Raw genomic sequence first — 16,207 nt, 5'->3', positions numbered from 1 at the left:
TCAGGTTCTCTCCGTTTTGCTTAACCACATTTCATCCATACCACCACCGCGAATATGCATCGGGTATACGTGCTCGGTGCCATCAACAATGACATCCATAAAAACGAGGCGGTTATTTTTAACGTGCTCAAGCGCTTCACCGAGCTTCGTTTCGAGCTCTGCCGGATCGGTCACTCGCATCCCAATATGGCCGTAGGCTTCAGCCAGACGAACAAAGTCAGGCAGTGACGTCATGTAGGACTGAGAGTGACGACCAGAGTAGATCATGTCCTGCCACTGCTTCACCATCCCGAGATAACCGTTATTCAGGTTCAGCACCAGTACCGGCAGCTCATACTGAAGGGCCGTCGACAGCTCCTGGATGTTCATCTGAATACTGCCGTCTCCCGTCACGCAGACGACGGTTTCGTCAGGCAGAGCCAGCTTGACGCCCAGTGCGGCAGGCAAGCCAAAGCCCATCGTTCCTAACCCTCCGGAGTTAATCCAGTGGCGCGGTTTATCAAACGGATAATAAAGGGCGGCAAACATCTGATGCTGACCCACGTCAGACGTCACGTATGCCTCGCCTTTCGTCAGCCGCCAGATAGTTTCGATCACCGCCTGCGGCTTAATGCTGTCGCTTTGCGTGTCATACTTCAGGCACTGACGCGCGCGCCATTGTTCGATCTGCTGCCACCAGTCACGGATCTCATCCAGCGGCTGGGAAGGCGGCTCCTGTGCCAGCAGATCCAGCATTTGCTCCAGCACCTGGCGGGCATCACCGACGATCGGCACATCCGCAGACACCGTTTTCGAAATAGAGGTGGGATCGATATCAATATGAAGCACGGTGGCGTTCGGGCAGTATTTCGCCAGATTGTTGGTGGTGCGATCGTCAAAGCGCACGCCGACGGCAAAGATCACATCGGAATGGTGCATCGTCATGTTGGCTTCATAGGTACCGTGCATACCCAGCATCCCCAGAGCCTGACGGTGAGTTGCCGGGAAAGCGCCCAGCCCCATCAGCGACGACGCAACGGGAAGATTGAGTTTCTCGATAAGCTCCCGAAGCTGCCCTTCACAGGCAGAATTGATTGCCCCACCACCGACATAGACTACCGGTTTTTTGGCGGCCAGCAGCGTTTGCAAGGCACGTTTGATCTGCCCCTTGTGGCCCTGCGTCGTTGGGTTGTATGAGCGCATGCTCACCGACTCCGGCCAGACATAAGGAAGCTTGTTCGCCGGGTTCAAGATATCTTTCGGCAGATCGACCACCACCGGGCCGGGACGCCCGCTTGCTGCCAGCCAGAAGGCTTTTTTCAATACCCCCGGGATGTCTTCAGTTTGCTTAACCAGGAAGCTGTGCTTCACAACGGGACGCGAAATCCCCACCATGTCGCACTCCTGAAACGCGTCGTAGCCAATCAGTGACGTCGCCACCTGGCCGGAAAGAATAACCAGCGGGATAGAGTCCATATACGCCGTGGCAATGCCGGTGATGGCGTTTGTCGCGCCGGGACCGGACGTCACTAATACCACGCCTACTTCACCTGTCGCCCGGGCCAGCCCGTCAGCCATATGCACCGCCGCCTGCTCGTGGCGTACTAAAACATGGTCAATGCCGCCTACCGTATGAAGCGCATCATAAATATCCAGGACTGCGCCTCCGGGATAACCGAACACTTGCTTCACGCCCTGATCGATTAACGATCGGACGACCATTTCCGCGCCAGACAACATCTCCATGCTTTGCCTCCAGGCATTTTGTTATAGACGAGCTGCAGAATTCATTTCCGCACCGTCTTACGACTGGGTTAAACCAATCTTATATTTTGCAGAGTGATCGTTACCTTAACCGCTCGTTATGAGGCAGGCAATTAGCAGACCGGGTGAGCTAAACGGTTCGCAAAGCAGAAAAAACAGGTATTAACGAAGGATATGGTCAATTCATCTGGTATTAGAGGATGAGATGATTAATCATCGCTGAAAAGCGCGTCGATTCAGGAAATCATCTATTTTTGCGAGCCAGAGAGCAGTAAGAAAAAATTCACAACAGAATAAAATAACAATAACAGAGAAAAAACCAGGATAAATCACACGCGAAGATGCAATTTATCCTGATACGCTTATCGACGGCAAATACTGATCAGCAACTCTTCCATCCACTGATGCCCTTTATCCCGACCGGCGGCTTCATGCCAGGAGAGATAGCAGGTACGGCTATTCAGCTTGAGCGGCAACGGCAACATTTGCAGTTGTAGTTGACCGGAAAACTCCTCAGCCAGCCAGCGTGGTGCAATAGCCACCAGATGTGTCTGCGAGACCACGTTCAATACGCTGACCATTGCCATTCCCTGATAAGCAACGCTTGCCTGTTTATCCGCCGTGTCATACCACGGCAGGCTAAAGGAAGCATATCTGTCGAGCGCAACAACAGCATGCTGCTCGCTATAAACGTCACTTTCCCGAAGCGGAGAATTGAGTCGGGGGTGTTTTTTACTGGCGACCAACACCATTTCATCTTTAAACAGCGGAACGCAAGAAAATTCAGGACGTCGAAATTCTTCATATCCCAGAACGAACTCGGTCTCCTGGTAGCGTAACTGATGCTCAGTGTTTTGATTTAAGGATGATTTAAAAACCAGATGGATATTGGGAGCGATCTCTTCAACTTTATTATAAATAATCGACGTCAAATAATTATCTAACGGACTGCAAACACAAAGATTGAATACACGCTCACTGCTTAAAGGTTCAAAGCCTGACCCTGGCAGCTCGTTCTGAACCAGCTGCAACGCCTGACGGATAGAGCCGAATAACTGGAATGCCCGTGCGGTAGGCTGTATTCCTCTCCCGTAACGAACGAATAACTCGTCGTTAAACATAACCTTAAGTCTGGCGACGGCATTACTGACCGCGGGCTGAGACATCCCCAACGTATGTGCCGCCCGGGTGATATTCTGCTCCTGCATGACAGCATCAAATACCGTGAGCAGATTAAGGTCCACCGTACGTAACTGCGGTTTAATCCCATCAGTAGTTTGAGGTTGTTTAATATTAATTTCTGGCACTTCTGACTCCACTGTCACGCTACACTCCCTTTGCCAACGTACTGTAATAATTCCGAAGAATATGATTTACCATGCATATACGATCAGCGAAAGAGAATTATTTTAAATTCGGAAAATATAAAGAACAGTTTAGCGAAAATGACTTTTCGCCGCTGACAAACGATAAAATAAACACCACTGCAAATGATATGATTCACTTTAGGATTTGAATGAAACCATAAACTAGACCAATATACAATCGTCAGCGGGTTAATGATGTCTTAAGTATTATTAAACTGTTATTGCAACCCCGATTAAATAAGTTAACAATCTGTAATAACCATAAGACATCCGAAGTGATAAAAAACATTCACCGCATTTATAACTTAATGATATCAAACCCATTTGCGCCCCACACAATTGAGTAGCGAACTTTTAAGTTATTCATCACAATTATATTCAATTATTTCTGCAACCTTTTTCTCAGTCCAAAATTAGACAATTTGTATGGTCGGAAAAGCAAAACCCAGCACAATTAGCTAAAGCACATATCCTGTCAACCTGGCCAGCCGGGTGCGTTTTTGCCTGCAGGGGTTGACATGCACAGTCGTATCCAGTACCACTAAAAGCATATTGAATTTAACGGAGCACGATTCATGATTCGCACCATTCGTTTCACCGGTCTACTACTACTAAACGCATCCACTTTGCGCGGTAGACTGGCGGGCGAAATTCAGCGTTGAATCGTCACCAGTAAGACTAAAAACCCGCGCCACTGCGCGGGTTTTTTTATGCTCGTAGCAAGGCGCCCTAAGACTGACAAGGACCTAACCCATGAGCCAGCAAGTCATTATTTTCGATACAACTTTACGTGACGGTGAACAGGCATTACAGGCAAGCCTGAGTGTGAAAGAGAAACTGCAGATCGCGCTGGCTCTCGAACGTATGGGTGTCGACGTGATGGAGGTCGGTTTCCCTGTCTCTTCTCCGGGTGACTTCGAATCCGTGCAGACCATTGCGCGTACCATTAAGAACAGCCGCGTCTGTGGCCTGGCACGCTGTGTGGAAAAAGATATCGATGTTGCAGCCGAGTCGTTGAAGGTTGCCGAAGCATTCCGTATTCATACCTTTATTGCTACCTCTCCTATGCACATTGCCACCAAGCTGCGCAGCACGCTGGATGAGGTCATTGAGCGCGCGGTCTACATGGTCAAACGTGCCCGTAACTACACGGATGACGTTGAATTCTCCTGTGAAGATGCTGGCCGTACGCCGATTGAAGATTTGGCGCGCGTTGTGGAAGCTGCCATCAATGCGGGCGCTAAAACCATCAATATCCCGGACACTGTCGGCTACACCATGCCGTTTGAGTTCTCCAACATCATTACCGGCCTGTATGAACGCGTACCAAACATTGATCAAGCGATTATCTCCGTACATACCCACGATGACCTGGGGCTGGCCGTTGGCAACGCCATCGCTGCGGTGCACGCCGGTGCACGTCAGGTAGAAGGCGCGATGAACGGCATCGGTGAACGTGCAGGTAACTGTTCACTGGAAGAAGTGATCATGGCGATCAAAGTGCGCAAAGACATCATGAATGTGCATACCCGCATCAATCACAACGAAATCTGGCGTACCAGCCAGACCGTCAGCCAGATCTGCAACATGCCCATCCCGGCTAACAAGGCGATTGTGGGTACCGGCGCCTTTGCGCACTCCTCCGGTATTCATCAGGATGGCGTGCTGAAAAACCGTGAAAACTACGAAATCATGACCCCGGAATCCATCGGCCTGAACCAGGTTCAGTTGAACCTGACCTCCCGTTCCGGTCGTGCGGCGGTGAAACACCGTATGGAAGAGATGGGTTATAAGGACAGCGATTACAACATGGATCAGCTGTACGACGCCTTCCTGAAGCTGGCCGATAAAAAAGGTCAGGTATTCGACTATGACCTGGAAGCGCTGGCCTTCATCAATAAACAGCAGGAAGAGCCTGAGCACTTCCGCCTCGATTACTTCAGCGTGCAGTCAGGCTCCAGCGACATTGCGACTGCCTCGGTCAAACTGGCCTGTGGCGAAGACATTAAGGCCGAAGCGGCAAACGGCAATGGCCCGGTTGATGCCATTTACCGCGCAATTAACCGCGTCACCGAGTACGACGTAGAGCTGGTGAAATATGACCTGACGGCCAAGGGCCACGGTGAGAATGCCCTGGGTCAGGTTGATATCGTGGTCACCCACAATGGCCGTCGTTTCCACGGTGTGGGCCTGGCGACGGATATTGTTGAATCCTCCGCGAAGGCGATGGTCCACGTGCTGAACAACATCTGGCGCGCCGCTGAAGTTGAAAAAGAGTTGCAACGCAAAGCTCAGAATAAAGAGAACAACAAGGAAACCGTGTAATGTCGAAGAATTACCATATTGCTGTGTTACCGGGTGACGGTATTGGCCCGGAAGTGATGGCACAGGCGCTGAAAGTACTGGAAGCCGTTCGTTCACGTTTTGCGATGAAAATCTCCACCAGCCACTATGATGTGGGCGGTATCGCCATCGATAATCACGGTACTCCGCTGCCAAAAGCGACCGTTGAAGGGTGTGAAAATGCGGATGCAGTGCTGTTTGGCTCCGTGGGTGGCCCTAAATGGGAACACCTGCCGCCCGCCGGGCAGCCTGAGCGCGGCGCGCTGCTGCCACTGCGTAAACATTTTAAATTGTTCAGCAACCTGCGTCCGGCGAAGCTGTACCAGGGGCTGGAAACGTTCTGTCCGCTGCGTGCAGATATCGCGGCTAACGGCTTTGACATCCTGTGCGTGCGTGAACTGACCGGCGGGATCTACTTCGGGCAGCCTAAAGGGCGCGAAGGCAGCGGTCAGCATGAAAAAGCCTTTGATACTGAGGTCTATCACCGTTTTGAAATTGAACGTATCGCCCATATCGCCTTTGAGTCGGCGCGCAAACGCCGCCATAAAGTGACGTCTATCGATAAAGCGAACGTTCTGCAGTCTTCTATTTTGTGGCGTGAAATCGTCAGTGAAGTCGCGAAACAGTATCCGGATGTCGAACTGTCCCATATGTACATCGACAACGCGACCATGCAGCTGATTAAAGATCCGTCGCAGTTTGACGTTCTGCTGTGTTCCAACCTGTTCGGCGATATTCTCTCGGACGAGTGCGCAATGATCACAGGCTCTATGGGGATGTTGCCATCAGCCAGCCTCAATGAAGAGGGATTTGGCCTGTACGAACCTGCAGGCGGCTCCGCGCCCGATATCGCCGGCAAAAACATTGCCAACCCGATTGCGCAGATCCTCTCCCTGGCCTTGCTGTTGCGCTACAGCCTTGATGCCGGTGATGCAGCAACCGCAATTGAAAACGCCATTAACCGTGCGTTAGAAGAAGGTGTCCGTACCGGTGATTTAGCACGCGGCACGGCGGCAGTCAGTACCGATGAAATGGGCGACATTATTGCCCGCTATGTCGCTGAAGGGGTGTAATCATGGCGAAAACGTTATATGAAAAATTGTTTGATGCGCACGTAGTTTACGAGGCACCAAACGAAACCCCACTGTTGTATATCGATCGCCATCTGGTGCACGAGGTTACCTCCCCTCAGGCATTCGACGGACTGCGTGCGCATAAGCGCCCGGTGCGCCAGCCAGGTAAAACCTTCGCGACAATGGATCACAACGTCTCCACGCAAACCAAAGATATCAATGCGTCGGGCGAAATGGCGCGTATCCAGATGCAGGAGCTGATCAAAAACTGCAACGAATTTGGCGTCGAGCTCTACGATCTGAACCACCCGTATCAGGGTATCGTCCACGTGATGGGGCCAGAACAAGGCATCACCCTGCCAGGCATGACCATTGTCTGCGGTGACTCCCACACGGCCACCCACGGCGCGTTTGGGGCCCTGGCGTTCGGTATTGGTACCTCTGAAGTCGAACATGTTCTGGCGACGCAGACCCTGAAACAGGGCCGCGCCAAAACCATGAAGATTGAAGTGAAAGGCAAAGCGGCCCCGGGCATTACCGCCAAAGACATCGTGCTGGCCATCATCGGTAAAACCGGCAGCGCAGGCGGCACCGGTCACGTGGTGGAATTCTGCGGTGAAGCCATCCAGGCACTGAGCATGGAGGGCCGAATGACGCTCTGCAACATGGCCATTGAGATGGGGGCAAAAGCGGGCCTGGTTGCGCCAGACGAAACAACCTTCAGCTATGTGAAGGGCCGTCTGCACGCGCCGAAAGACCAGGATTTTATTGAGGCAGTTGCGTACTGGAAAACCCTGAAAACCGACGATGGTGCGACGTTTGACACCGTGGTTACGCTGCAGGCGGAAGACATTGCACCACAGGTCACCTGGGGAACCAACCCGGGCCAGGTGATTTCCGTTAACGATAATATTCCTGACCCGGCCTCTTTCAGCGATCCGGTCGAGCGCGCCAGTGCGGAAAAAGCGCTGGCCTATATGGGTCTGAAGCCAGGCATTCCGTTGACTGACGTGACCATTGATAAAGTGTTTATCGGCTCCTGCACCAACTCCCGTATCGAAGATTTACGCGCGGCGGCCGAGATTGCCAAAGGCCGTAAAGTGGCACCGGGCGTTCAGGCGCTGGTTGTGCCGGGCTCTGGCCCGGTGAAAGCCCAGGCGGAAGCTGAAGGCCTGGATAAGATCTTTATCGAAGCGGGCTTCGAGTGGCGCCTGCCTGGCTGCTCCATGTGCCTGGCCATGAACAATGACCGCCTGAATCCTGGCGAGCGGTGTGCCTCCACCAGTAACCGTAACTTTGAAGGCCGTCAGGGCCGTGGTGGGCGTACTCACCTGGTCAGCCCGGCAATGGCCGCCGCTGCGGCAGTGACCGGTCATTTCGCCGATATTCGCAGCCTGAAATAAGGAGACAATCATGGCAGAGAAATTTACCCAACATACGGGCCGGGTTGTCCCACTGGACGCCGCTAACGTCGACACTGACGCCATCATTCCAAAGCAGTTTTTGCAGAAGGTGACCCGTACCGGGTTTGGCGCGCATCTGTTTAACGACTGGCGCTTCCTGGACGACAAAGGCGAAGTGCCCAATCCCGAGTTCGTGCTGAACTTCCCGGAATTTAAAGGCGCATCGATTCTGCTGGCGCGTGAAAACTTTGGCTGCGGCTCTTCCCGTGAACATGCCCCCTGGGCGCTCACCGACTACGGGTTTAAAGTGGTTATCGCCCCAAGCTTTGCCGATATCTTCTACGGCAACAGCTTCAATAACCAGCTGCTGCCGGTGACGCTGAGTGATGCGCAGGTGGACGAATTGTTCGCCCTGGTGAAGGCAAATCCTGGGATTTCGTTTGAAGTGGATCTGGAAGCGGAAGTGGTGAAAGCGGGTGATAAATCCTACAGCTTCAGCATTGACGCCTTTCGTCGTCACTGCATGCTGAATGGCCTGGACAGTATTGGCCTGACGCTGCAGCACGAAGATGCCATCTCCGCCTATGAGCAAAAACAGCCTGCGTTTATGGGGTAGGCTGCGTACCATCCCGGTGAAGATCAACATCGTCCAACAAAATGGTGCAGTACACCATCAGTGTTAATTGATGTGGGCCTCATCACTGTTTGCCTCTTGCGTCAGCCTGAGGCAAACAGCCTCGGCTGACGCCACGCGCGCTATGCGCCTTCTCAGACCCTGTCAGAAAATCGTTTTATTTCGTGAAGCCGCCTTCCAGAATCACACATCTTTTACCCGGCAGGTTAGCACCAGCGTCACCACGGAAATGGCCGCAATCATCCAGTACACTGACGCGTGACCGTAGGTTTGTGACAACGCCCCCTGAATCACCCCTGCCAGAATAACGCCCGTTGAAATGCTGTTGGTAAAGAGCGTAGTGGCAGAGCCTGCCCGCCCCGGCATTAAGTCCTGGAACCAGAGCATCCCAATCCCGGCCACGATGCCAATAAACACGGCGTTAAACAGCTGAAGCGCAAGCAGTGCTTCGCGCGAATGGAAGACGATCAGCCCCAGATAAAAAAGCACTCCCGCCGCCACGGCGACGATCATCATGCGACGCTTTCCAAAACGCTTAACGTAATAACCCGCCAGGATCATCGCCGGAATTTCCAGGCCGGCAGCCGTCCCCATCAGGATCCCCGCAAGCTTGTCCGGCAACCCCAGATCGCTGCTGATCCACAGCGGCATATCAATGATGTACATGGTGTTGCAGGTCCACATCAGCATGGACGCGATAAACAGCATGCGGACGTTTTTATCCTGCCAGCCGCTCACCTGGGTGATGGGTTTATCCGTCGTCAGCTCCACTCGCGCCACTGAGGGTAGCGCAAAGGCAATCAGTATCAGGCTGATGACAAAAATGCCGGCAGCGATGGAAAACATGGTGGTAAAGCCATAGTTCAGCGCCAGCATAAACGCCAGCGGCGGGCCGATCACCCAGGCCAGAGAGAGCTGCGCACGCATGACCGAGCTGAACATCACCACTTCCCGCGCCGAGTTATCCGCGTATTCACGGGCCAGCGCGAACAGCTGCGGCATGGCGGTATTGGCGAGCGACGCCAGAAGCACGCCGCAGGTAATCAGCGTCAGGTAATGGCGATTGAAGGCAAACAGCAGCGCGTTACCCACGGCCATGGCGCAGCAAAAGAGGATCAGTTTGCGACGATCGCCCCGATTGTCCGATCGTTTTGCCAGTGCCAGACTGACCAGGATCCCGGCGATGGCGTTCACGGTATAAAACAGCCCCACCCAAAACGGCTGCGCCCCCACCTCACGGCTGAGAAACAGACTCAGCGTCGGAGCCTGCAATGCCCCCGCCACGCCCATCATAAAGGCCACCAGCATAAAAGCGGCATACACGCCGTTCAGGCGTCGCCCCATCGTCATCAACCAGAGCATGCGCAAGTCCTTGTGAAAGCGAATCGAAAGTGGGTGAATAGTAAACGAAAAAAGCCAGCAAAAACATTTTGCTGGCGGGTGATAAGCACCAATACTCAGTCACACATGATCGAGGCGAGTTAGCAAGAAGAGGTCGGTTTCGTAACGTCCCACTGCATCAGATCTTCCAGGATTTTCAACCGTTGCTCTGCACACTGGCGGGCCAGCCAGGACGCTCCCTGCGTCGCTGAAAAATAACGCTGATAAAACTGACGTGCGGTAGACCTCTTCATAATTTACCTCCTCACTTCATCGGGAAGAATTATTGGCCTAATATAGGGATTAATAAATTGCTGATTTTTTGTCAGGAGTTCCCCTTTTATGCCCTCTGGTCGTCTGCAACAACAATTTATCCGCCTCTGGCAATGCTGCGAGGGGCGATCGCAGGAGACCACGCTGAACGAGCTGGCGGACCTGCTCAGCTGTTCGCGCCGGCACATGCGCACGCTGCTTAATACCATGCAGCAGCAGGGCTGGCTCAACTGGGAGGCCGAGGCGGGTCGCGGAAAACGCTCGCGCCTGACCTTCCTGTATACCGGGCTGGCGTTGCAGCAGCAGCGGGCGGAAGACCTGCTGGAACAGGACCGCATCGACCAGCTGGTGCAGCTGGTGGGGGACAAAGCGGCAGTACGCCAGATGCTGGTGTCACATCTCGGGCGCAGCTTTCGTCAGGGTCGCCACATTCTGCGGGTGCTCTACTATCGACCAATGAAAAACCTGTTACCCGGCACGGCGTTACGCCGCTCTGAAACCCATATGGCCCGACAAATATTCAGCGGCCTGACGCGCATAAATGAGGAAAATGGGGAACTGGAAGCGGATATTGCGCACCACTGGCAGCAACTTTCTCCTCTTCACTGGCGCTTCTTTCTACGTCCTGGTATTCATTTCCACCACGGCCGCGAGCTGGAGATGGTCGATGTGATTGCCTCTTTAGAGCGCGCCTGCACGCTCCCGCTCTATTCCCATATTTCACGCGTTCACTCCCCTACGGCATGGACACTGGATGTTGAACTGTCTCAGCCGGACAAATGGCTTCCGTGGCTGCTGGGCTATGTGCCGTCGATGATTTTGCCCGGTGAATGGGAATCGATGAATAATTTTGCCAGCCTGCCGATCGGCACCGGCCCCTACTCTGTATCGCGCAATAACAACAACCAGCTGAAAATCCGTGCCTTTGATGACTATTTTGGCTACCGGGCGCTGATCGACGAAGTGAACGTGTGGGTATTACCGGATCTCAATGAAGAGCTGAGCGCCGGGCTGACGCTGGAAGGGCCTACCACGGGCGAAAAGGCCGTGGAGAGCCGGCTCGAAGAAGGGTGTTACTACCTGCTGTTCGACGGCCGTACCCATCGCGGGGCAAACCATGAGGTGCGCAAATGGATAAGCCACGTGTTGTCGCCCTCCAGCCTGATTTATCATGCGGAGGAGCAGTACCAAACCTACTGGTTCCCGGCGTATGGTCTGCTTCCTCGCTGGCATCACGCCCGTCCGACATACTGCGACAAGCCCGCCGGGCTGGAGTCCATCACCCTGACCTACTATCGCGAGCACGTTGAACACCGCTTTATCGCCAGAATCATGACCCGACTGCTGGCCGCCGTTGGGGTGAGGCTGGATGTCAAAGAGGTGGATTACGATGAATGGCATCAGGGGGAGATCGTCAGCGACATCTGGCTCAACAGCGCCAACTTTACCCTGCCGCTTGATTTCTCGCTCTTCTCTCACCTGTATGAGGTCCCGCTTATCCAGCACTGCATAGACCGGGACTGGCAGCAGGACGCGACCCGCTGGCGCGCTGGCGACATGAATCTGGCCTCATGGTGCCAGCAGTTGCTGGCTGAACAAGCGATCGTGCCGTTGATCCATCACTGGCTGATGATCCAGGGGCAGCGTAGTATGCGCGGTGTCAGAATGAATACGCTGGGCTGGTTTGATTTTAAATCCGCCTGGTTTTCCCCGCCGGAGCCATAACACTTTCGTAATATTTGCCAAATCATTACAATAGCGCCGTTCTCAACGGGGTGCTGCATCACTGATGTGCGCTGAGATAATACCCGTCGAACCTGATCCGGATAACGCCGGCGAAGGGATTTGAGGCTGTCACTCAAAATCCTTTGCCACTCAACCTTGAGGTGCAAAGTGTTAAAAAAAGTTCTCCCCCTTCTGGCGCTGTTTGCGCTGCCTGCTGTCGCGAAGCCCGTCCTGACGGTCTACACCTACGACTCCTTCTCAGCCGACTGGGGCCCGGGTCCGGTGGTGAAAAAAGCCTTTGAAGCTGATTGTCAGTGCGAACTGAAGTTCGTGGCGCTGGAAGATGGCGTCTCGCTGCTTAACCGCCTGCGCATGGAAGGCAAAAACAGTAAAGCCGATGTGGTGCTTGGGCTGGATAACAACCTGCTGGAGGCCGCCTCGAAAACCAGACTGTTTGCCAAAAGCGGCGTCGCCACCGATGCCGTCAGCGTCCCGGGCGGCTGGCAGAACGACACCTTTGTGCCGTTCGATTACGGTTACTTCGCGTTTGTTTACGACAAAAACAAGCTTAAAAATCCGCCGAAAAGTCTGAAGGAACTGGTCGAAAGCGAGCAAAAATGGCGCGTTATTTATGAAGATCCTCGCACCAGTACGCCAGGCCTGGGGCTGCTGCTGTGGATGCAGAAAGTCTACGGCGATGACGCTCCGCAAGCGTGGCAGAAGCTGGCCGCCAAAACCGTCACCGTGACAAAAGGCTGGAGCGAAGCCTACGGTCTGTTCCTGAAAGGGGAAAGTGATCTGGTTCTGAGCTACACCACCTCCCCGGCTTACCACATCATCGCCGAGAAGAAAGACAATTACGCCGCCGCCAGTTTTGCTGAAGGGCACTATCTGCAGGTCGAAGTGGCAGCCCGCACGGCATTCAGCAAACAGCCCGAACTGGCCGAGAAGTTCCTGAAATTTATGGTCTCCCCGGCATTCCAGAACGCGATTCCAGCGGGTAACTGGATGTACCCCGTGACCAGCGTGACGTTGCCAGCGGGCTTTGAGAAACTGACCAAACCGCAAACCTCGCTGGAGTTTACGCCTCAGCAGGTTGCCGCGCAGCGAGCAGCATGGGTAAGTGAATGGCAACGCGCCGTCAGCCGTTAATTCCCGGCTGGTTAATTCCTGGGCTGCTCGCCGCCGTATTGATGGTGGCGGTCAGTCTGGGCGCATTCCTTGCCTTGTGGTTTAACGCGCCAGAGAGCGACCTGTTCGCGCTCTGGCACGACAGCTATCTCTGGCACGTTATCCGTTTCTCTTTCTGGCAGGCCTTTCTCTCTGCGCTGCTGTCGGTTATCCCCGCCATTTTCCTGGCACGCGCGCTTTATCGCCGCCGTTTCCCCGGCAGGCAGGCCCTGCTGCGCCTGTGCGCCATGACGCTGATCCTGCCGGTCCTGGTGGCCGTGTTTGGCATCCTGAGCGTCTATGGTCGTCAGGGGTGGCTAGCTTCACTATTCGGCCTGCTGGGTCTGGAGTGGCGCTTCTCGCCCTACGGACTGAAGGGCATTCTGCTGGCGCACGTCTTTTTCAATATGCCGATGGCGACCAGACTCTTTTTACAGGCACTGGAAAACATCCCCGGTGAACAGCGCCAGCTTGCCGCCCAGTTGGGCATGCGCGGTATGTCCTTCTTCCGCCTGGTCGAATGGCCGTGGCTGCGTCGTCAGATCCCGCCGGTTGCGGCTCTGATCTTTATGCTCTGTTTCGCCAGTTTTGCCACCGTGCTTTCACTCGGCGGCGGCCCGCAGGCCACCACCATCGAACTGGCAATTTACCAGGCGCTCAGTTACGACTATGACCCCGGCCGCGCCGCGCTGCTGGCGATGGTGCAGATGGTTTGCTGCTTGTGCCTTGTGCTGCTGAGCCAGCGTCTGAGCAAAGCCATCCCGCCGGGCAGTAATCAGATAACCGGCTGGCGCGACCCGCAGGACAGCATGCATAGCCGAATCGCTGACCTGCTGCTTATCACGCTGGCGCTGCTGCTGCTGCTTCCGCCACTGATGGCCGTCATCGTCGATGGCCTGAACCTGAATCTCGTTACCGTGATGCAGCAGCCCGTTCTCTGGCAGGCAACGTGGACTTCGTTACGGATCGCGCTCGCCGCCGGGCTGCTGTGTGTCATGCTGACCATGATGCTTTTATGGAGCAGCCGCGAGCTTTACGCGCGTCAGGCCCGTAAAGCCGGGCACGCCCTGGAGCTGACAGGCATGCTGATCCTGGCGATGCCCGGCATTGTACTGGCGACGGGGTTCTTTTTACTGTTCAACAGCACCATTGGCCTGCCGGAAAACGCCGACGGCATCGTGATTTTCACCAATGCCCTGATGGCGATCCCCTACGCGCTGAAGGTGCTGGAAAATCCGATGCGAGACATCAACAGCCGCTACGCGCTGCTGTGCCAGTCGCTCGGTCTGCAGGGCTGGCAGCGGCTAAAGATTATCGAACTGCGTGCGCTGAAACGCCCGCTGGCCCAGGCCCTGGCCTTCGCCTGTGTGCTCTCAATTGGTGATTTTGGTGTCGTGGCGCTCTTCGGTAATGAAGATTTCCGCACCCTGCCGTACTGGCTGTACCAGCAAATTGGCTCCTATCGTAGCCAGGAGGGAGCCGTCACGGCGCTGCTGTTACTGGTGCTCTGCTTTGCCTTATTTACCGTTATCGAAAAACTTCCGGGGCGTAATGTTAAAACTGACTGATGTAACCTGGCTCTACCAGCATCTGCCAATGCGCTTCTCCCTTTCGGTTCGTCAGGGAGAGATGATTGCGGTTCTGGGTCCGAGCGGGGCCGGAAAGAGTACTTTGCTCAATCTGATTGCCGGTTTTCTGCAACCGGCGAGCGGGTCGATAGTGATTGAAAACCGCGACCATACGCGCACGCCACCCGCCCGACGTCCGGTGTCGATGCTGTTCCAGGAAAACAATCTGTTCATGCATCTGACGGTGCGGCAAAACATCGCCCTGGGTATGGATCCTGGCCTGAAACTCAACGACGGTCAGCGCCAGAAGCTGGAGCTGATTGCCGCTCAGATGGGCATTACCGCGTTTATTGATCGCCTCCCCGAAGCCCTCTCCGGCGGGCAGCGTCAGCGGGTGGCGCTGGCGCGCTGCCTGGTGCGCGAGCAGCCCATACTGCTTCTGGATGAGCCCTTCTCTGCACTCGATCCTGCCTTGCGCCAGGAGATGCTTACCCTGGTGCAGGACGTGTGCCAGCGTCAGCAACTGACAATGCTGATGGTTTCGCACAGCATTGAGGATGCCGCGCGGATTGCGCCACGATCGGTGGTCATTGCAGAAGGGCGAATTGCCTGGGATGGCGGCACAGAGGAACTGCTCAGCGGTCACGCAGGGGCGTCTTCATTGTTAGGCATCAGTGCGGGCTGACCCTCTCCCACGGGAGAGGGAAACAGATTAACGGCTCACCACCTTCAAGAGGATTTCACCGTACACCGGCATCAGCGGGTGGCGAATCAGGGCGACCAGCGCCACCACGGCAACCCCCAGCATTAACGGCGCGAGCCACAGCAGGCGCGAGCGTGGCAGATAACGCGTCAGGCGATCAACATTCGCTTTCGCGCTGCGCCACAGTCGCCAGCACAGCCAGGCAGCGATCCACAACAGCAGGGCCGTAGCCAGCAACAACCACTTAAATTCACCGCTTTGCATTCCGTCAGGAATATCAACGGTGGCCCCTGCCAGGATCCCCGGCAGAAAATAGAACGGCGGCCAGAAAACACAGCCGATGATGTTCGGCACCACGAATTTCGCAACAGGCAGATCCAGCATCCCCGCGACCATCGGCACCAGCGGACGCGTTGGTCCAACAAAGCGACCGACGAGGATCGTGAACATGCTGTGCTGATGCAGCGCATGTTCGGTTTTATCCAGCAAGGCTTTGTTCTTTTTCATGAACGACCAGCGGTGCAGCGGTTTCTTAAAGCGCCAGCCCAGCCAGAAGGAGATCCAGTCGCCGAGTAAACAGCCGATAATCCCCGCCATCCACGCCTGCCAGAAATTCACTTCACCGCTGCCAATCAACGCGCCCAGCCCCGCCATCATCACCGTGCCGGGGAGGATCAACCCAACAAGTGCAAGCGATTCCAGAAACGCCACCAGCGCAACGGCGATAAGCGAATACATAACGGACTGGGTGATAAAATGTTCCAGCAATGCCTGCATAACTATTCCGGTCAGAAAACGAATCAGGGATTCTGCTTAGCGCCCTGC

General features: G+C 54.8%; 14 protein-coding genes and 1 riboswitch. Of the genes, 9 read left to right on the top strand and 5 right to left on the bottom strand.

From position 1 onward, the window contains the following. Together ilvI and leuO are read right to left on the bottom strand one after the other, a co-directional pair. Complete coding sequence (ilvI, locus tag AB6731_RS14050; RefSeq protein WP_047356979.1) at positions 1-1,725, bottom strand: acetolactate synthase 3 large subunit; 1,725 nt, start codon at positions 1,723-1,725, stop codon at positions 1-3. 380 nt (positions 1,726-2,105) lie between these two features. After that, positions 2,106-3,050 (bottom strand): transcriptional regulator LeuO, encoded by a 945-nt coding sequence (leuO, locus tag AB6731_RS14045; protein WP_032669418.1) that lies wholly within the window; start codon positions 3,048-3,050, stop codon positions 2,106-2,108. Positions 3,051-3,685: 635 nt separating this feature from the next. Here leuO and leuL point away from each other — a divergent pair. The 5 genes from leuL to leuD all read left to right on the top strand — a co-directional run bounded on the left by leuL (position 3,686) and on the right by leuD (position 8,545). Further along, entirely contained in the window at positions 3,686-3,772 is an 87-nt protein-coding gene (leuL, locus tag AB6731_RS14040; RefSeq protein ID WP_134179374.1) for a leu operon leader peptide, read from the top strand. 91 nt (positions 3,773-3,863) lie between these two features. After that, on the top strand, positions 3,864-5,435 hold the full coding sequence (leuA, locus tag AB6731_RS14035; protein ID WP_014168617.1) for a 2-isopropylmalate synthase: 1,572 nt from the start codon (positions 3,864-3,866) through the stop codon (positions 5,433-5,435). Beyond that, positions 5,435-6,526: a 3-isopropylmalate dehydrogenase gene (gene leuB, locus AB6731_RS14030; protein ID WP_020882572.1), complete on the top strand. Its 1,092-nt coding sequence runs from the start codon at positions 5,435-5,437 to the stop codon at positions 6,524-6,526. Before leuA ends, leuB begins: the two co-directional genes overlap by 1 nt. A gap of 2 nt (positions 6,527-6,528) precedes the next feature. After that, the gene (leuC, locus tag AB6731_RS14025; protein ID WP_020882571.1) at positions 6,529-7,929 is read left to right on the top strand and encodes a 3-isopropylmalate dehydratase large subunit; all 1,401 of its coding nucleotides are present in this window, start codon (positions 6,529-6,531) and stop codon (positions 7,927-7,929) included. Between the two features lie 10 nt (positions 7,930-7,939). Then, positions 7,940-8,545, top strand: a complete 606-nt coding sequence (leuD, locus tag AB6731_RS14020; protein WP_014168614.1) for a 3-isopropylmalate dehydratase small subunit — start codon at positions 7,940-7,942, stop codon at positions 8,543-8,545. Between the two features lie 201 nt (positions 8,546-8,746). Here the strand turns inward: leuD and AB6731_RS14015 are convergent, their stop codons facing one another. Beyond that, on the bottom strand, positions 8,747-9,925 hold the full coding sequence (locus tag AB6731_RS14015; protein WP_032679619.1) for a sugar efflux transporter: 1,179 nt from the start codon (positions 9,923-9,925) through the stop codon (positions 8,747-8,749). A gap of 119 nt (positions 9,926-10,044) precedes the next feature. Beyond that, the gene (gene sgrT, locus AB6731_RS14010; RefSeq protein ID WP_014168612.1) at positions 10,045-10,197 is read right to left on the bottom strand and encodes a glucose uptake inhibitor SgrT; all 153 of its coding nucleotides are present in this window, start codon (positions 10,195-10,197) and stop codon (positions 10,045-10,047) included. An 88-nt stretch (positions 10,198-10,285) separates the two neighbouring features. Here sgrT and sgrR point away from each other — a divergent pair, with 88 nt between their 5' ends. The 4 genes from sgrR to thiQ all read left to right on the top strand — a co-directional run bounded on the left by sgrR (position 10,286) and on the right by thiQ (position 15,364). Further along, positions 10,286-11,941, top strand: a complete 1,656-nt coding sequence (gene sgrR / locus AB6731_RS14005) for an HTH-type transcriptional regulator SgrR (RefSeq protein WP_113656586.1) — start codon at positions 10,286-10,288, stop codon at positions 11,939-11,941. Between the two features lie 36 nt (positions 11,942-11,977). Further along, a riboswitch (TPP riboswitch) is annotated at positions 11,978-12,078 on the top strand. A 31-nt stretch (positions 12,079-12,109) separates the two neighbouring features. Then, on the top strand, positions 12,110-13,093 hold the full coding sequence (thiB, locus tag AB6731_RS14000) for a thiamine ABC transporter substrate binding subunit (protein ID WP_371006486.1): 984 nt from the start codon (positions 12,110-12,112) through the stop codon (positions 13,091-13,093). Beyond that, positions 13,069-14,679 (top strand): thiamine/thiamine pyrophosphate ABC transporter permease ThiP, encoded by a 1,611-nt coding sequence (gene thiP, locus AB6731_RS13995; RefSeq protein WP_040018612.1) that lies wholly within the window; start codon positions 13,069-13,071, stop codon positions 14,677-14,679. Before thiB ends, thiP begins: the two co-directional genes overlap by 25 nt. Continuing rightward, the gene (gene thiQ, locus AB6731_RS13990; protein ID WP_020882567.1) at positions 14,663-15,364 is read left to right on the top strand and encodes a thiamine ABC transporter ATP-binding protein ThiQ; all 702 of its coding nucleotides are present in this window, start codon (positions 14,663-14,665) and stop codon (positions 15,362-15,364) included. The genes thiP and thiQ overlap by 17 nt, the downstream gene beginning before the upstream one ends. Positions 15,365-15,391: 27 nt before the next feature. On the opposite strand, the gene AB6731_RS13985 is transcribed toward thiQ, so the two are convergent. After that, positions 15,392-16,159 carry a DedA family protein gene (locus AB6731_RS13985; protein ID WP_014168607.1) on the bottom strand — a complete coding sequence of 256 codons (768 nt, stop codon included), beginning with the start codon at positions 16,157-16,159 and terminating at the stop codon, positions 15,392-15,394. Positions 16,160-16,207 lie beyond the last annotated feature (48 nt).

The sequence above is a fragment of the Enterobacter sp. RCC_40 genome (assembly GCF_041360735.1).
Taxonomy (GTDB): Bacteria; Pseudomonadota; Gammaproteobacteria; order Enterobacterales; family Enterobacteriaceae; genus Enterobacter; species Enterobacter ludwigii.
This window is presented reverse-complemented; position numbering and strand designations above follow the sequence as displayed.

Excerpts from the sequence above, each read along its gene's own strand:
- ilvI (WP_047356979.1), bottom strand. The coding sequence starts at position 1,725 with ATGGAGATGTTGTCTGGCGCGGAAATGGTCGTCCGATCGTTAATCGAT.
- leuL (WP_134179374.1), top strand. The coding sequence starts at position 3,686 with ATGATTCGCACCATTCGTTTCACCGGTCTACTACTACTAAACGCATCC.
- leuA (WP_014168617.1), top strand. The coding sequence starts at position 3,864 with ATGAGCCAGCAAGTCATTATTTTCGATACAACTTTACGTGACGGTGAA.
- leuB (WP_020882572.1), top strand. The coding sequence starts at position 5,435 with ATGTCGAAGAATTACCATATTGCTGTGTTACCGGGTGACGGTATTGGC.
- leuC (WP_020882571.1), top strand. The coding sequence starts at position 6,529 with ATGGCGAAAACGTTATATGAAAAATTGTTTGATGCGCACGTAGTTTAC.
- leuD (WP_014168614.1), top strand. The coding sequence starts at position 7,940 with ATGGCAGAGAAATTTACCCAACATACGGGCCGGGTTGTCCCACTGGAC.
- AB6731_RS14015 (WP_032679619.1), bottom strand. The coding sequence starts at position 9,925 with ATGCTCTGGTTGATGACGATGGGGCGACGCCTGAACGGCGTGTATGCC.
- sgrT (WP_014168612.1), bottom strand. The coding sequence starts at position 10,197 with ATGAAGAGGTCTACCGCACGTCAGTTTTATCAGCGTTATTTTTCAGCG.
- sgrR (WP_113656586.1), top strand. The coding sequence starts at position 10,286 with ATGCCCTCTGGTCGTCTGCAACAACAATTTATCCGCCTCTGGCAATGC.
- thiP (WP_040018612.1), top strand. The coding sequence starts at position 13,069 with ATGGCAACGCGCCGTCAGCCGTTAATTCCCGGCTGGTTAATTCCTGGG.
- thiQ (WP_020882567.1), top strand. The coding sequence starts at position 14,663 with ATGTTAAAACTGACTGATGTAACCTGGCTCTACCAGCATCTGCCAATG.
- AB6731_RS13985 (WP_014168607.1), bottom strand. The coding sequence starts at position 16,159 with ATGCAGGCATTGCTGGAACATTTTATCACCCAGTCCGTTATGTATTCG.